The following is a 15,688-nucleotide window of genomic DNA, read 5'->3' as shown; positions in this document are numbered from 1 at the left end:
AAGCAGTAAGAATTATTATCATTTATATTTTGGTGGCTAACCTAATCGCTCATCGCAAGGGTGTCAACCGCAGACAGCGCATCTTGTGCGACTATCGCTTGCATCCCCGTGACGCTTTCATGAAAATGAGAAGCATTAACCTCAGCAAATACAGGATGCCGCTTTGTGAAATTCCCCGCCGTTTGCCGTCATGCCCTGCTCCTGGGCGCCATTTTCGTTTTAGGAGTAACCTCAGCCACCGCCGCCGACTGGCCCCGTCAGGTGACCGACAGCCACGGCACGCACACCCTTGAAAGCAAACCCATGCGCATCGTCTCGACCAGCGTGACCCTTACCGGCTCTCTGCTGGCAATCGACGCGCCGGTGGTAGCCAGCGGGGCAACCACGCCGAACAACCGCGTGGCAGACGACCAGGGCTTTTTGCGCCAGTGGGGTGACATTGCCAAACAGCGCAAACTCACACGTCTCTATATTGGTGAGGCGAGCGCCGAAGCGGTGGCTGCCCAGATGCCCGATCTGATTCTGATCAGCGCCACCGGCGGCGACTCGGCCCTGGCCCTTTACGATCAGCTGTCGGCCATTGCGCCTACGCTTGTGATCAATTACGACGATAAAAGCTGGCAGACGCTGCTGACGCAGTTGGGCACGATCACCGGTCAGGAAAAGCAGGCTGCGGAGCGTATCCATGAGTTCGATAAACAGCTGGCCCAGGTTAAGCAGCAGATGAAACTGCCACCGCAGCCGGTAAATGCGCTGGTCTACACTGCGGCGGCACACAGCGCGAACCTCTGGACTGCCGATTCTGCGCAGGGGCAACTGTTGCAACAGCTGGGCTTTAGCCTGGCCACGCTGCCCGCCGGGCTATCCACCTCCCAAAGCCAGGGTAAACGCCATGACATTATTCAACTGGGTGGTGAAAATCTGGCGACGGGTCTGAACGGCGAAGGGCTGTTCCTGTTCGCCGGGGATCAAAAAGACGTCGACGCGATTTATGCCAACCCGCTACTGGCCCACCTGCCCGCGGTGCAGAACAAACGCGTCTGGGCGCTGGGAACCGAGACCTTCCGCCTGGATTACTACAGTGCGATGCGGGTGTTAACCCGATTGCAGTCGCTGTTTCATTAAACCTGCGAGGCGGCCGGTTCGTTTCTGAACCGGCGCAGCTTCACCAGTCCTACCAGTAAAATCGCCCCCACTATCGCCAGCACACATCCACTGCTGCTGGCTGAGGCCACCGGCGTCATGATTGCGCCCAGGCCGCCCAGAATAGCCGCGCCGATGGCATCGCCGGTCACGTTCTGCGCCGTCCACAGGCCGTTAATCCGTCCGAGCATATTTTCCGGCGTCTGGGTCTGAATCAGCGTGTATTGCAGCAGAGAGCTCACCGCACTCAGCCAGCCAAACAGCGCCAGGCAGACCACACCCAGCGCCCAGACAGGCATCAGGCTAAAGAGCGCGATGGCAATAAACGACACGAAGGTCGCCACCAGCATGATTAACCCCGGGCGCGCACTCTGGGCCAGGTTGCCGCTGGTGAGCGCGCCGATCGCCGCGCCGAGGGGGATCGCCGCATAGAGCAGGCCAATCTGCGAGGCACTCATCTGCCACTCACCCGCCAGCGCCGGATAGAGCACGCGCACTGCGCTGGCCATGGTCAGCAGCCCGCCCAGCAGGGCAATGCCGCCAATCAGCGGATTGGTAAAGAGGAAGCGAATCGCCGCCAGCAGGGATTTCAGCGGATGCTCACGCTGCTGAGGGGGCGGCGGGAGCAGCGGTAAACGCAGTAAGGTCAGCGTGGTGATAAAGGTGCCTGCCGCCGCCAGGCCGTAGTTCCAGGCCACGTTACCGGTAGCCAGCAACAAGCCGCCCACCATCGGCGAAATCACGGAGCCCAGACGCACGGTGAGCATGGTGATCGCCCCCGCCTGCATCAGGTTTTCACGCCCCACCAGCGCTGGCGTTGCTGCCAGCAGTGCCGTCACCCCTAAAGAGGCAAAGAAGCCGTCCCAGAGTCCGAGCGCATAGATGGCAATCAACGACGGCTCCGGCAGCAGCGCGTTCAGACACAGCCCGACGAAGCCGACGCCGCAGGTTCCCCGCGCCAGCAGAATCAGTTTTTTTCGCTCAAAGCGGTCGGCCAGTACCCCGCCCACCATCAGGCCGATAAACATCGCCCCGCCGGTCAGCGTGACCGAGAGCCCTACCAGCCAGCTGGAGTGCGTCATAGCCTGGATCTGTACCGGCACGGCAACGCCCAGCAGGCCAAGGGACAAAATAGAGATAAAGCGGGCGATAAAGACGGCGCGATACGCCGGGTGAGTCTTCAGCAGGCTGAGGTTGAGCAGCCAGGATTTTTGGGTCATTACAACGCCTTAATGGTTTCTTTTTTTACCAATTCCATGGCCGCACATGCTAACATAGCCAAATAAGATAGATAACGATAATTACTATCATTATCAAGTCATGGACGTTGCTATGTCGTTTTCACCTTCTACCGGGCGTGCCCTTGCCGTGCCCGGTTTGTTGCTCCTGTTAATTATTGCCGCTGCACTCAGCCTGCTGGTTGGCGCAAAACCTTTGCCCGCCGCCGTGATTGTCGATGCCCTGTCCGGTACCTGTCAAAGCGCGGACTGTACTATTGTGCTGGATGCCCGCCTGCCCCGTACCCTTGCTGGCCTGCTGGCCGGTGCGGCGCTGGGGCTGGCCGGTGCCCTCATGCAGACCCTGACCCGTAATCCGCTGGCCGACCCCGGCATCCTGGGGGTGAATTCCGGGGCCAGTTTTGCCATCGTGCTGGGCGCCGCGCTGTTTGGATTCTCCTCCCCCGTAGAACAACTGATGATGGCCTTTTGCGGCGCGCTGGCGGCCTCGTTGCTGGTGGCCTTTACCGGCAGTCAGGGGGGCGGGCAGCTCAGCCCGGTGCGCTTAACCCTGGCGGGAGTGGCGCTGGGCGCCGTGCTGGAAGGCTTATCCAACGGCATCGCCCTGCTCAATCCGGACGTGTGGGATCAGCTGCGTTTCTGGCAGGCGGGCTCGCTGGATATCCGCACCCTGCAGACGCTTAAAGTGGTGACGTTACCGGTGATCATCGCCGCCGTGGTGGCACTGATGTTAAGCCGGGCCCTGAACAGTCTTAGCCTGGGCGCAGACACGGCCACCGCGCTGGGCAGCCGGGTGGCACGCACTCAACTTATCGGCCTGCTGGCCATCACCGTCCTGTGCGGCAGCGCGACGGCGGTCGTTGGCCCCATTGCCTTTATTGGCCTGATGATGCCGCACATGGCACGCTGGCTGGTGGGGGCCGATCACCGTTGGTCGTTGCCGGTCACGCTGCTCGCCACCCCTGCCCTGCTGCTGTATGCCGACGTTATTGGCCGTCTGCTGGTGCCGGGCGAGCTGCGGGTCTCGGTGGTCAGCGCCTTTATCGGCGCGCCGGTGCTTATTTTCCTGGTACGACGTAAACGCGGAGGTGGCCTGTGAACACCCCGTCACCACGTTTACTGCTGAGCTGTTTCCTGCTGATCGCCGCCAGTCTGCTGGTGGCCCTCTGGAGCCTGTGCAGCGGCGCCGTTACCCTCGATATACATCAGGTCATCGATGCCCTGCTTGGCAGCGCGCCGCGCAACGTCACCCTGGTGGTCACCGAGTGGCGCCTGCCGCGCGTGATGATGGCGATACTGGTGGGCGCAGCCCTTGGCGTCAGCGGTGCCATATTCCAGTCGTTGCTGCGTAACCCATTAGGCAGCCCGGATGTGATGGGCTTCAACACCGGGGCCTGGAGCGGCGTGCTGGTGGCCATGGTGCTCTTTGGTCAGCATCTGACGGCGATAGCCCTGGCGGCGATGCTGGGCGGGATCCTGACCTCGCTGGTGGTCTGGACCCTGGCATGGCGTAACGGGATCGAAACCTTCCGTCTTATTATTATCGGCATTGGCGTTCGGGCTATGCTGATGGCTTTCAATACCTGGCTTTTGCTGCGTGCTTCGCTGGAAACCTCCCTCTCCGCCGGGCTGTGGAACGCGGGTTCGCTAAATGGCCTGACGTGGGCGAAAACCTTGCCTGCCACCCCCATTATCGGCCTGATGCTGCTGTGTGCCTGGCTGCTGGTGAAGCGTATGCGATTGCTGGAGATGGGCGATGACAGCGCCTGTGCCCTCGGCGTGGGCGTGGAGCGTTCGCGCTTAATGCTGATGCTGGTGGCGGTGGTGCTGACGGCAGCCGCCACCGCCATCGCCGGGCCGATTTCATTCATTGCGCTGGTCGCACCGCATATCGCCCGCCGTCTGAGCGGCACCGCGCGCTGGGGCTTAACCCAGGCCGCGCTTTGCGGTTCGCTGCTGCTTCTGGCAGCCGATCTCTGTGCCCAGCATCTGTTTATGCCTTATCAACTTCCGGTCGGGGTAGTTACCGTCAGTCTTGGCGGTATCTATCTCATCGTCTTGCTTGTTCAGGAGTCACGCAAGAAATGAGCACAATACCCACCCGCTTGCGCGGCGAAAATCTTACCCTTGGCTATGGCAAAAAAACCGTGGCGCAGGATCTGAATGTCTCCATTCCCGACGGGCACTTTACGGCGATTATCGGCCCCAACGGCTGCGGGAAATCGACCCTGCTGCGCACCCTGAGCCGCCTGATGACGCCGCTGGCCGGGAACGTGTATCTCGACGGCGAGCAGATCCAGCGCTACGCCAGCAAAGAGGTGGCTCGCCGTATTGGTCTGCTGGCGCAGAACGCCACCACCCCGGGAGATATCACCGTACAGGAGCTGGTGGCGCGTGGCCGTTACCCACATCAGCCGCTGTTTACTCGCTGGCGTAAAGAGGATGAAGCCGCGGTAACCCGCGCAATGCAGGCCACGGGCATCACCGATCTGGCCGCTCAAAGCGTGGATACCCTTTCTGGTGGACAACGACAGCGGGCGTGGATTGCCATGGTGCTGGCGCAAGAGACCGCCATCATGCTGCTGGACGAACCGACCACCTGGCTCGATATCAGCCATCAAATTGATCTGCTGGAGCTGCTGAGTGAGCTGAACCGCACTCAGGGCTATACGCTGGCGGCGGTATTACACGATCTTAATCAGGCCTGCCGCTATGCCACCCACCTGATTGCCCTGCGCGACGGGAAGATCGTGGCGGAAGGCGCACCGAAAGCGATCGTAACGCCGGATCTGATCGAACAGATCTACGGCATGCGCTGCATGATTATTGACGATCCGGTAGCCGGGACGCCGCTGGTGGTTCCATTAGGAAAAGGGGCGGCTTAGGCCGTCCGCTTTCGTACTCACCCGCCCTATCTTTCAGATTTAACTGCTTTTTAAGAATTACGCCCCTTTATCTGCCCGGCAAAAACATTAACATTCCTGACCTGACTGCTTCTTTTTCAATCACAGCATGGAATGCTTATGATGCCTCGTGCGCTACAAGGGATATGTGCGGCGTTTGCCTGCCTTACGCTCGGCCAGCCGCTCTTTGCCGCTGAGTCTGACAATCAGTTTATCATCCAGCAACAGCGTCAGAAGGCGCTTGAACAACAGCTCACCCCACCCACTCCGGACGTGCGCCTCTCCGGTAGCGACGATCGTTCCAGCCAGCTTATTTTTTCCACGGAAACCCCCTGCTTCCTCATTGCGCGCGTCACGCTCAGCGGGCAAGAGGCCCTGCCCCACTGGCTGCCGCTGCAGCGCATTGCGAATCAGGCGCAAGGGAGGTGCCTCGGCGGTAAAGGGGTGAACATGCTGATGAGCGCCCTACAAAATCGGCTGGTTGATCACGGCTGGATCACCACCCGGGTGCTGGCGCCTGCGCAGGATTTACGTCAGGGTACACTGGCGCTCAGGGTAGTGCCTGGCGATATCCGCCACGTCACCCTGACGCCGGAAAGTAGCACTTATATCCAGCTTTACAGCGCCTTCCCTGCCCGTGAGGGCAACCTGCTGGATCTGCGCGATAATAAGCCAACTCTGATAAACGATGTTATACAGACTAAACTTGACAAACGGCCTAAAAGGAGTCTGCCTAACGCAAATATGGGGACTGCTCACGCTGAGATCGGTATGATCCAGCAAGCCTTTGATAAAGGGATGACTAAAGGCAAAAATATGTTGATGTCGGTGAGTGGCGAGCGTGTTGGTTCTTATTGCAGCACTGATATAGTAAAAATGGCCGATAAATCAGGTCTTAAATCACTGACAATATATTAAGAAAGAAATGGTGATTTTCTATACTGGGAAGCCGGTATGAAAAAATTCATCAGGAAATAGAATTAATGAAAACTGAATTGGAAGCAGAGTTTTATCTATCAGGTAGAAGCTCTTTTACTAGAGTACGTAGGCCCGAATGGACTGACGTTGAAGAATTATTGGAAAAATTAAAGGATAAGCAGGGATCGATGAGACTCGTTATCCTCCCTGAATCTGATATTGGCCCTGTAAATATAGATGTTTCAACAGAAAATGGCTTCTATCTAATCACTCTGTTGGAATACTCGGAAAATAGCTCAGATGTTCGTTCATACTGGGATACGTCAAAGGGCAATAACAAAATTATTGTTCTCGGTAATTATTGGCCTGAATGCCAGCTAACAAAAGACTTTTCCCTTGTTGTCAGTATATTCAAAGAGTTCTTCGAAACTGGCAATGTATCAATGGATCTTCTGAATTAACATATAAATCCCGGCCAGAATGATCTGGTCGGGATCGTCCTATCAGCCGTTACCCACAATGCCCATCCCCGCGCCTGTACACCGGCGGATCGCCGGTGTCGTTCGGCCCCCGGAAACGTCCCGATCCACTCTTCTTGTTGACGTAAGCCACGCTCCGGCCCTCGGCACAACCGTACAGTTCACAGGAGTTCCAGGCGGTGATAACGACACAGTCCGGCATCCACCGGATTGTGATCATCATCCCGCTGGTAAATCCCCCCTGCGCTATCCATTTGGCGCACAATAATTCGCTTTCTACTCGCAACAGGCTGAGTCCTTTATGTTAGTAACTCTGACAACATTTTTGCCCTGAACCAGGCAGCCTTAGTGCATTAGCTAATGATGTTACCCCTCTTTTTCTTTATGGTGTTGATAATGTGGAGCGTTTATCTGGCAGGGCGGTAGCATGGGCATGCCGGCAGCGAAGGCCGCGGCACCACCCGCTCCGCCATCAGCGACGGGGAGATTATCCTGCGCAACCCGGAAGGCCAGACGCAGGACATTGCCGGGCTCAGCCGGGATACGGAGAACACGCACGACGGCGTGGATATCCGCGGGGATATTCAGAAGGTGAAGGATGACCTCGCGGTACAGAGCGAAGCCGCAGCCCTGGGTACCACGGTACTGGATGCCTACAGCAAATACGCCCAGAAGCAGGCGGCAGAGTCCAATGCCGCACTGGAAGCGAAGCTGGCATCGGAAGGGAAGCTTGATGGCCTGACTACCGCCCAGCGAGAGGCGGTTATCCGCAGCCAGCCGGAGTACAACAGCACCGACTACGGTCCGGGGAGCGCCTTCTGGACGAAGGGCAGTGCGGCGGCAGGTCTGCTGGCTGGCGCGCTCGGCGGCAACATGCAGGCCGGGGCCGCGGCGGGAGCGGCTCCCCTGCTCGCCTCACTGGTGAAAAACGTTGAAAACGATGCTGCCCGCGCAGCACTGCACGGCATCGTAGCGGCCGCCCTCACCCAGCTTGCAGGCGGCAGCGGCGCAGACGGCATGAAGGCCGGGGCCGCAGGGGCAGTGACGGCCTCCCTGCTCTCCGAACGGCTGGTCAGCGCGCTGTACGGCAAGGATGTCAGCCAGCTGACCGCGGATGAGAAAAGCCTGGTAAGTAACCTTGTCACCCTCGCCGGAGCCGGTGTAGGGTATGCTGCGGGCGGCGGGGATGTGTCGCTGGCTGCCGTGGGGGCGAACACGGCGCGGGTGGAGGTTGAGAATAACTCGATGGCCGGGGATAAGGGCCGCGAGTCACTGAAAGAAAGTAAGGAATGGTGGAAAGAACAGATCAGGGAACAACTGGGTGAGAACACCGTCTCCCAGATTGCAAATGGTCTGGTCAATGCCGCTGCTGAAACCGGCGACTTCGCGATGCTGAGCGGTGATACGGCGTTTGATATAGTGGCAGCGTTAACAACCTGTGCAACAGAGGGGAGCTACTGTAGTCAGGCGCAAAGTGATATCGCTAAAAAAGATGCGGCGGCAGCGAAAGTGTTGAATAGCATCGTAAATGGCGATGCGTGGGAAGGTATTAAAACTACAGTTGTGAAGGCCTGGAATGGTGACCAGAAAGCGCTGGAGAATGTTGCAGGGACAATATCAGGGGCTTTAGCACAGGCGAAGACCCTGCCGGGAGGGAAATCGACTGCTACAACTCCAGCAGGGAAAGGAACCACCGCCAAACTATCATATGTAGAAGAGCCTCCATTTAATCCTTCAGGAACAGCAGGTGCAGCACAGCCGTGGTCAATCAAAGGGCGAATCAATTATGTGCAACTACCGAATGAAGGAAAGATCCGTTATGTGCCACCCGAAGGCTACTCTGCATCGCAGCCTTTACCGAGAGGGCCGAATAATGGATATATTGATAGATTTGGTAATGAGTGGGTAAAAGGTCCGTCTCGTACAGCAGGGCAAGCGTTTGAATGGGATGTACAGTTATCTCGAACAGGTAAAGCGCAATTGGGTTGGGCAACAAGGGATGGTTCTCACTTGAATATTTCTCTCGATGGCAGAATTACTCATAAGTGATATATATATGAAAATTGATTTTTACCAAGAAGTTGAGGTTGTTCCTGAAGCAAAGCACAAGAAATATGTTGGTTGTAAAGGCGTTGTTCTTGGCATCAGTGAAGAGAATGAGATTATTTATGGGTACTCTGTAATCTTACATGGGAAAGAGACTACGGTTTATTTTGAGAAAGATGATCTGGAACCTACGGGTATAGTTTTTAAAAGAGAAGACTTTTACTAACCCCAAAAGATCCCGGCCATTAGCCGGGATAATGTTATCAGCCGTTAGGCTCACCCTAAATGCCTGTCCCCGCGCTTATACACCGGCAGATCGCCGGTGTCGTTCAGCGCTCCCGGAAACGCCCCGATCCACTGTTCCATCTTCTTCTTGTTGACGTAAGTCACGTTCAGCCCTTCGGCGCAGCCCACAACTCGCGGGTGTTCTGGGCGGTGATAACGATGCAGTCCGGCATCACCCGGATCTTGATCGGCATCCCGCTGATAAATCCTGCCTGCGCGATCCACTCGCCGCGCAAAAAGATCGCGTTACGCTCGCACCAGGTTATAGCCCATATAACCAGTCACCCTGAATAAAAATCTGCCATAAATCATGCCGCTTTGGTACCCCGCTAATACTGTCACCCCTCGTTTATACTACAGAGCATTTTTAACCAGCAGAGCGTAACATTGCCCTCTCCTTCAGCGGCAGCGGCCTGCTGCCCCGCAGTCGCCTTCCCGCCTCGAAAGACAAAATATCATCATCACACTCAAAGCCCGCCCACCTATTCAAAGCAGCCCTCGCCTTCGTTTATCACATCAACTGGCAATAACACCCATTACAGCATAAGGCTAAATAGATTCTGAATTTAGCATCTAATTCACTGAAATAAATACAATTATGGGCTTTACCCCTTCAAAATAGCGTCGCCCTTCAGGCAAAGTTTTCTGCCTCGAAAAGGTAACCTTCATATTACTACGCCGCATTCACGGGCGTGTTTCACAGTAAAAATAAGGATGTTAATCAATGAAAAAATTGTCTTTGGCGCTGCTGGTAGCAAGTACCCTGATGAGCGGCACTGCGCTGGCAAATAACCATACTGTCTCGATTGGTTATGCACAAAGTGACTTTGAAAATCTGGGTGATATCCGTGGCGTGAACGTTCAGTATCGCTATGAATGGGACTCCCCTTTTAGCGTGATGGGCTCTTTCACCTATCTGACCGGGGATAGCAGTGAAGTCGATGATGATGGTACAAGTGATGTTTTGAAGTTTAAAGATGAAGTGAAATATTATTCGTTTCTGGCTGGCCCGGCTTATCGCATTAATGACTATGTATCTGTTTATGCGCTGGGCGGAGTTTCTTATATCAAAGTTGATGAAGATACAACCTGGATTAGTAGCCGGGGTCCTTTCCTTAATGAAAAAGAAAGCGTTAACTCAACCCAGTTCGCCTGGGGCGCTGGGGTACAGTTTAACCCAACGGATGATTTTTCTATCGGCATCGGCTACGAAGGTACCACAGCAAAATATTACGAATCTTACTCCGTTAACGGCTTTAACCTCTCGGTCGGCTACCGCTTCTAATATCTACCCACCCTGCTGAAAAAAAATCCCGGCACAGGCCGGGATAGTCATGCTAAAGGGAGTCATTATCCCAGAATTCTCTGTAATACCGGTCCAATGGTCTCAAACGCCTGCGGCGAAATAATATCGACGTGAGCGCAATCCTGACGGTATACCTCCAGTTCTCCCACCCAGGGTGCCCATGCCTGATGCGGATCCTGCGTGCGTGTGCGCTCGGCGACAAACAGCGTCGCTTTGCCGTCAAACTTCGCGCTGTGAGCGGTGGTGAGCAGGCGCACGGCATCAGCGTAGTTGCCCTCTATCGCTTCAAACAGTTTGCCAGACGCCTGCCCCTGCTGGGCGGCGATAAAGGCGTCGCGCTCGCGGGCAATCTCGGCCAGCACTTCGGGATCAAGTCCGTTTGCCTCTTTTTCTGCCCAGTTTTGCGTCTCTGGTGGCCAGGTATCCAGCAGTCCGAGGAAAGCGACCTCTTCGCCCTGCTGACGCAGACGTGCGGCGATACCTTGCGCCAGCGTACCGCCGAGTGAGTAACCGAACAAATAGTAGGGCCCGTGCGGTTGTTGGGCTTGTAGTGTCGCCAGATGATGGTCGATCACCGCATCCAGATTGTCACCCTGCTGCATCGGTCCCTCGGGCCGCGGCGATTGGATCCCCGTTATCGACCAGCGCGGGCTCAGATAGCGCGCCAGCACGCTGAACTGCCAGGCAAAACCCGAAGCCGGATGGACGCAGAACAGCGTAGGCCCCTCGCTTTTACGCAGAGGCAACAGGGTTTCGTACCCCATTCGCTGTGCTTCATCATCGTTCCACGACGCCAGCAGCGTGCTGAGCGCCCCCACCGTTGAGGCTACCATCACCTGTCCCGGGGTTACCTTGCGGGCAAACGTATTGCTAAGCTGTGCCGCCAGACGCATCGCCAGTAGCGAGTGGCCACCCAGAGCAAAGAAATCGGCCTCAATGTCATTCACTTCGCAACCCAACAGCATTGAGAAGGCCTGAGCAACAGCGATTTCAGTGTCGGATCCCGGTGCGCGACCGCTGGTTTTGTTGGACACGGCAGGCAACGGCAGCGCCTTGCGGTCAAGCTTGCCATTGGCAGACAGCGGCAACTCACTGATTTGCAGCAGTACCACCGGCACCATGTGGGCGGGTAACTGCGCTTTCAGCCTCTCGCGTAGCGCGTCGCGATCCAGCGGCAGGCCGGACTCAGATACGACATATCCCACCAGCTGACGCGCATCTCCGCCCGTCGCCACCGCCTGGTTGAAGACGCAGGCATGGGCCACGGCCTGCGCCACGTCAGGCAGACTCAGCATCGCCCGGTCAATTTCACCCAGCTCAATGCGTTGACCGCGTATTTTTAGCTGATCGTCACTGCGCCCTAAATACTCCACCGCGCCGTTATCCAGCCAGCGCGCCACGTCGCCGGTGCGATACATCCGTTCGCCGGGGGCAAAGGGATCGGCAATAAAGCGGCTGGCCGTCAGATCCGGACGGCCCAGATAGCCCTGTGCCAGCTGGATACCGGTGAGATAGAGATCGCCCGCGACGCCAAACGGCACCGGACGCATCATGGCATCCAGAATACGCAGGCCGGTATTCCACGTCGGGAAACCAATCGGCACGCTGTTGCCCTGCACGGCCGCCAGCTCCGGCCCAAACGCCGGATACCAGCTGACATCTACCGCCGCCTCGGTCGGGCCATACAGATTATGCAGCGGCACGCGCGTAAGCTGCTCCCACTCGCGGCAAAGCTCGGTCGGCAGCGCTTCACCGCTACAGAACACCTGCTTCAGGCTGCGGGTACAGGCCACGTTGTCCGGGGTCAGGGTCGCCACAAAGGCGGCCAGCATGGAAGGCACGAAATGGGTCGTCGTGATGCCGTACCGGGCAAAGAACTGCTGCATAGTCAGCGGATCGCGATGGGCCTCCGGCTCGGCCATCACCAGCTTCGCTCCGGCGATAAATGGCCACCAGAACTCCCATACCGACACATCAAAGCTGCACGGGGTTTTCTGCGCGACGACGTCTGTAGCAGTCAGCGGGTAGTGATCCTGCATCCATAACAGGCGGTTAACGATGGCGGTCTGTCCCACCATCACCCCTTTCGGCCGTCCTGTTGAGCCCGAGGTGAAGATGATGTAGGCAGTTTGCTGCGGCGCGCACAGGTTCAGCGGTTCGCTGCCCGCGGCAGGTAATAGTGTGTTGTAACTAAAAGTCGGTATCGCCAGCTGGCTGAAGCGCGCGCGCTGGTCGTCGGTCGTGATCAGCAACGAGGGCTGCGCGTCCTCGAGCATCATGTGCAGGCGATCGTCCGGATAACCGGTATCCAGCGGTAGCCAGGCGGCCCCCGCCTCCACAATGGCATGTAACGCCAGGGTCAGGAATACCGAGCGAGGTAACGCCACCGCGACGCTGTCGCCTGGCTGTACGCCCCGTTCGCGCAATAGCGTGGCAAGGGCAACCACCTGCTCGCGCATCTGGCGGTAGCTTAGTTCGTGCTGTGCATCGGCGAGCGCCGGGGCATCGGGCGTGCGGGCAGCCTGCTCTGCCACCAGCGTGCTCAGGGTGGTAGCGGGTAGCGCCACCGCGGTATCGTTGATCTGCGCCAGCTGTTGATATTCGGCGGGCGAAACGGTCTCTACCGCGCCACAGGTCAGCGCCGGATTTTCAGCGAACTGAGCCAGCAGGGCATGCAGACGTTCTACGTGCCGGCTCAGCGTCGCTTCGTCGTAACGCTGCTGGTTAGCGAGGATCTCAATGGTCAATCCGCCCTGCTCATCCGGAAACAGCGCCATCTCCAGATCGTTTACCGGGCCCGTCGCCAGGGTGTGAGTCGTGGCCGTTACGCCGTTCAGGTCGAGCTGATAGTCAAAGACTTTAACATTGAAGACCGGGCCGAAGAGCGCTTCGTCACTGGCGGTACGCCCGCTGTCACGAACGATCTGCTCAGCATCGTAACGCTGATGACGACGCATTTTTTTAAGCTGTCCGGCTAAGCGCTGCGCCAGTGCGGGCAGTGTCTCCGCAGGCTGAAGGGTGACCGCCAGCGGCAGCACGTTCAGCACCGGGCCGGTGGCGGTAAGGGCCGCAGAGCCCATACGACGCATAAAAATAAACCCGGCGGCATACTCCATCCGTCCGGTCAGACGTCCCAGCCATAAGGCCACCAGCGCCAGCGCAAGATCGGTGCGCTGCACCTGCCCGGCGTTTGCCAACTTACTGAAGGCGCGGGCATCAGCGCTTAGCTTCATGCGCAGAATATCGGTGGTCGCGGCCCGGCCTGGCAGCGGCGTAGCGGAAAGCGACACCGGCGGGGGTAGCTGTTTACGCTGCTCAGCCCAGAAAGCACCATCGCGGGCATACGCATCGCTCTCCCGATAGCGTTGATACTCCTCCACCACCTCCGCAAAAGGGGTAAAGGGCGATGCGGGGGTCTCGTCTCCCCTCGACCAGGCACGATAAATAGCGACGATTTGCCGGGTAATGGCCGGGAAGCTAAAGCCATCCACCACCAGATGGTGATAGCGCTGATACCAGTACCAGCGGTTGTCCTCCACCTGAATCAGTTGATGGCAGGCCAACGGCTGGCCGGTATCCACTCGCAGGTTTTGGTGTAAATCTGCCTGCATCTGCGCCATGGCGGCGGCATGCGGATCGGCTTCATTGCGGCAGTCAACAATAGGGGGTTCAGCTAGCGGCAGGGTCTCATCAACCCACTGCCACACCTCGCCGTTATCCTCCGCAAAACGGGTGCGCAGGGTATCGGCCTGCATCATGCCCGCGACGATGGCTTTTGCCAGCAGCGGCGCGCTGATTTCACCCTCAAGTTCTACGTAGTGCGCCACGCTCCAGGCATTGGGTAAGGTAGAGAGCTGCTCTGCCATCCAGATACCCGGCTGAGCCGCGACAAGGGGAAGACGCGTGCTCATGCCTGCTCCTCAGCGAAATGGGCGGGGGTCAGGGTGCGCCAGTTTGCCGCCAGCCACTGCTGACAGGCCTCGCTGGATTGCGGCTCGCTCACCACCTGCCACCCCGCAGGCAACGCGCACTGCTGCGGCCAGAGGCTGAACTGCTGCTGTGCGTTTTGCAAAAGGATGAACTGACCCTGCGGATTGTCGAAGGGATTAGTAAATTCCATACCAGACTCCGTTATTGAATAAGCGGCTGCCAGAGCGTCATCAGCCCCTGCGTCAGCCCTCCGCGCCAGCAAAGTGCATCATGTCCGCCGTCAACCTGACGCCAGAAAACCGGCAACTGCGTGCGTTGTAGCTCGGCATAAAGTGCCTGTCCGGCACGCAGGATCAGCGGCTCGCGGATCCCCGCTTCAATGACGATGCGCAATCCCTGCGGCGTGATTTCATGGTTTTTTAGTTGGGTAATCAATTGCCCGTCCTGCTGAGCGCCGCGATGGGGCCACCAGAACGACCCCGACTGGCTGAGCACGCAGCCAAAGCGTTCAGGCCAGTTAAGTCCGGCATAGAGCGCGGAGAGGCCGCCAAAACTCTGCCCGGCCACCACCGTTCGGTCGGCCCGGTCGCTGAAGGGGGCGATGTCCTGCACTTGCGGCAGTAATTCGTCCTGCACTGCCAGCCAGAAATCGGGGTTGCAGGGCAGCTCGCGGCTGCGATGGGCGGTATCGATCACATCGATTAACAGATAAACCGCCGGCGGCAGTTTTCCCGCCTGAGTCAGGGCCGTGAGCGGCGACCAGACGGGCATACTCTCGGCCCAGAACTGCCCGTCCAGCAGCACTGCCAGAGGGCGTTCTGCGGGGGCGTCATCGCCGGTGGTGAATATCCAGACCCGACGGCTATTGCCCAGCCTGTCGCTTTGCCAGGTGATGCAGCGTGGTTGCGCATGGCTACACGTCGTCATCTCCCAGCCCGGCTGCACCGGCGCACCGGGCATCTCCAGCGCCGAGACGGGATGCCCACGTCCACCGCGCCAGCTCCAGGCGTTGAGCGGATCGGCAATGGCCTGCGGCAGCAGCTTACGCCACCCTTCACGCAGGGCCATACGATCCGGCGGATCGGCGGCAAACACGGTATCGGCAAAATCGTTGTCATTCACGGAGGGAATAAAGCAATAGCTGCCGCGCCAGTGCGGGCTGAAGGTGCCCTGCCACTGCCAGACATCGGTGCCAGGCAGGCGCGTCAGAGATTGTGGGCGGGCATTGTGGTGATGGTCGGTGACGCCGGTGATATAGAGCCAGACTCGCTTTAACCGCGACGTCTGCTCGGTGCCGGCCGGATCGCGCCAGTAAAACGTGACCCGATAGTGATCCCCTTCCTGCACCTTCTGCGGGCCATTTACCGCCCGCCACCAGGCGTCGCTTCCTGTCTCCAGCGTTGTCACTGAATTAACCCCATGTTTACAGGCCTGTTTTTG

15 protein-coding genes are annotated in these 15,688 nt (G+C 58.1%); 9 read left to right on the top strand and 6 right to left on the bottom strand.

What is annotated here, in order from left to right:
* The first annotated feature begins 165 nt into the window (after positions 1-165).
* A complete protein-coding gene (fepB, locus tag WFN75_RS01740; protein WP_286777653.1) occupies positions 166-1,125 on the top strand; it encodes a Fe2+-enterobactin ABC transporter substrate-binding protein in 960 nt (319 codons plus the stop codon).
* On the opposite strand, the gene entS is transcribed toward fepB, so the two are convergent.
* Entirely contained in the window at positions 1,122-2,363 is a 1,242-nt protein-coding gene (gene entS / locus WFN75_RS01735) for an enterobactin transporter EntS (RefSeq protein ID WP_233801171.1), read from the bottom strand. The two genes, fepB and entS, sit on opposite strands and share 4 nt — an antisense overlap.
* 112 nt (positions 2,364-2,475) lie before the next feature.
* Here entS and fepD point away from each other — a divergent pair, with 112 nt between their 5' ends.
* The 5 genes from fepD to WFN75_RS01710 all read left to right on the top strand — a co-directional run bounded on the left by fepD (position 2,476) and on the right by WFN75_RS01710 (position 6,663).
* Positions 2,476-3,480, top strand: coding sequence for a Fe(3+)-siderophore ABC transporter permease (gene fepD / locus WFN75_RS01730; RefSeq protein ID WP_212476903.1), 1,005 nt, complete (start codon positions 2,476-2,478; stop codon positions 3,478-3,480).
* Positions 3,477-4,469 carry an iron-enterobactin ABC transporter permease gene (fepG, locus tag WFN75_RS01725; protein WP_336995534.1) on the top strand — a complete coding sequence of 331 codons (993 nt, stop codon included), beginning with the start codon at positions 3,477-3,479 and terminating at the stop codon, positions 4,467-4,469. The genes fepD and fepG overlap by 4 nt, the downstream gene beginning before the upstream one ends.
* Positions 4,466-5,266, top strand: a complete 801-nt coding sequence (gene fepC, locus WFN75_RS01720; RefSeq protein ID WP_286932971.1) for an iron-enterobactin ABC transporter ATP-binding protein — start codon at positions 4,466-4,468, stop codon at positions 5,264-5,266. Before fepG ends, fepC begins: the two co-directional genes overlap by 4 nt.
* A 141-nt stretch (positions 5,267-5,407) precedes the next feature.
* Positions 5,408-6,202, top strand: coding sequence for a cytidine deaminase-like fold-containing protein (locus WFN75_RS01715; RefSeq protein WP_442913304.1), 795 nt, complete (start codon positions 5,408-5,410; stop codon positions 6,200-6,202).
* 65 nt (positions 6,203-6,267) lie between these two features.
* The gene (locus WFN75_RS01710; RefSeq protein ID WP_336995533.1) at positions 6,268-6,663 is read left to right on the top strand and encodes a DUF6911 family protein; all 396 of its coding nucleotides are present in this window, start codon (positions 6,268-6,270) and stop codon (positions 6,661-6,663) included.
* 384 nt (positions 6,664-7,047) lie between these two features.
* On the opposite strand, the gene WFN75_RS01705 is transcribed toward WFN75_RS01710, so the two are convergent.
* Positions 7,048-7,239, bottom strand: a complete 192-nt coding sequence (locus WFN75_RS01705; protein ID WP_336995532.1) for a hypothetical protein — start codon at positions 7,237-7,239, stop codon at positions 7,048-7,050.
* Between the two features lie 33 nt (positions 7,240-7,272).
* On the opposite strand from WFN75_RS01705, the gene WFN75_RS01700 reads away from it, so the two are divergent.
* Both WFN75_RS01700 and WFN75_RS01695 read left to right on the top strand, forming a co-directional pair.
* Positions 7,273-8,730 carry a polymorphic toxin type 17 domain-containing protein gene (locus tag WFN75_RS01700; RefSeq protein WP_336995531.1) on the top strand — a complete coding sequence of 486 codons (1,458 nt, stop codon included), beginning with the start codon at positions 7,273-7,275 and terminating at the stop codon, positions 8,728-8,730.
* Between the two features lie 7 nt (positions 8,731-8,737).
* Entirely contained in the window at positions 8,738-8,953 is a 216-nt protein-coding gene (locus WFN75_RS01695; protein ID WP_046884501.1) for an Imm31 family immunity protein, read from the top strand.
* Positions 8,954-9,119: 166 nt separating this feature from the next.
* Here the strand turns inward: WFN75_RS01695 and WFN75_RS01690 are convergent, their stop codons facing one another.
* A complete protein-coding gene (locus WFN75_RS01690) occupies positions 9,120-9,248 on the bottom strand; it encodes a SymE family type I addiction module toxin (RefSeq protein WP_336995530.1) in 129 nt (42 codons plus the stop codon).
* Between the two features lie 488 nt (positions 9,249-9,736).
* Here WFN75_RS01690 and WFN75_RS01685 point away from each other — a divergent pair, with 488 nt between their 5' ends.
* The gene (locus tag WFN75_RS01685) at positions 9,737-10,297 is read left to right on the top strand and encodes an Ail/Lom family outer membrane beta-barrel protein (RefSeq protein ID WP_336995529.1); all 561 of its coding nucleotides are present in this window, start codon (positions 9,737-9,739) and stop codon (positions 10,295-10,297) included.
* 65 nt (positions 10,298-10,362) lie between these two features.
* Here the strand turns inward: WFN75_RS01685 and entF are convergent, their stop codons facing one another.
* From entF to fes, 3 genes are read right to left on the bottom strand one after another with little or no spacing between them, the layout of a single operon-like run.
* Positions 10,363-14,229: an enterobactin non-ribosomal peptide synthetase EntF gene (gene entF / locus WFN75_RS01680; RefSeq protein WP_336995528.1), complete on the bottom strand. Its 3,867-nt coding sequence runs from the start codon at positions 14,227-14,229 to the stop codon at positions 10,363-10,365.
* Positions 14,226-14,438 (bottom strand): MbtH family protein, encoded by a 213-nt coding sequence (locus tag WFN75_RS01675; RefSeq protein ID WP_040076627.1) that lies wholly within the window; start codon positions 14,436-14,438, stop codon positions 14,226-14,228. The genes entF and WFN75_RS01675 overlap by 4 nt, the downstream gene beginning before the upstream one ends.
* A gap of 11 nt (positions 14,439-14,449) precedes the next feature.
* A complete protein-coding gene (gene fes / locus WFN75_RS01670) occupies positions 14,450-15,655 on the bottom strand; it encodes an enterochelin esterase (protein WP_336995527.1) in 1,206 nt (401 codons plus the stop codon).
* Positions 15,656-15,688: the final 33 nt, after the last annotated feature.

This window comes from Leclercia sp. UBA7405, from assembly GCF_037152215.1.
In the GTDB taxonomy this organism is placed as follows: domain Bacteria; phylum Pseudomonadota; class Gammaproteobacteria; order Enterobacterales; family Enterobacteriaceae; genus Enterobacter; species Enterobacter pneumoniae.
This window is presented reverse-complemented; position numbering and strand designations above follow the sequence as displayed.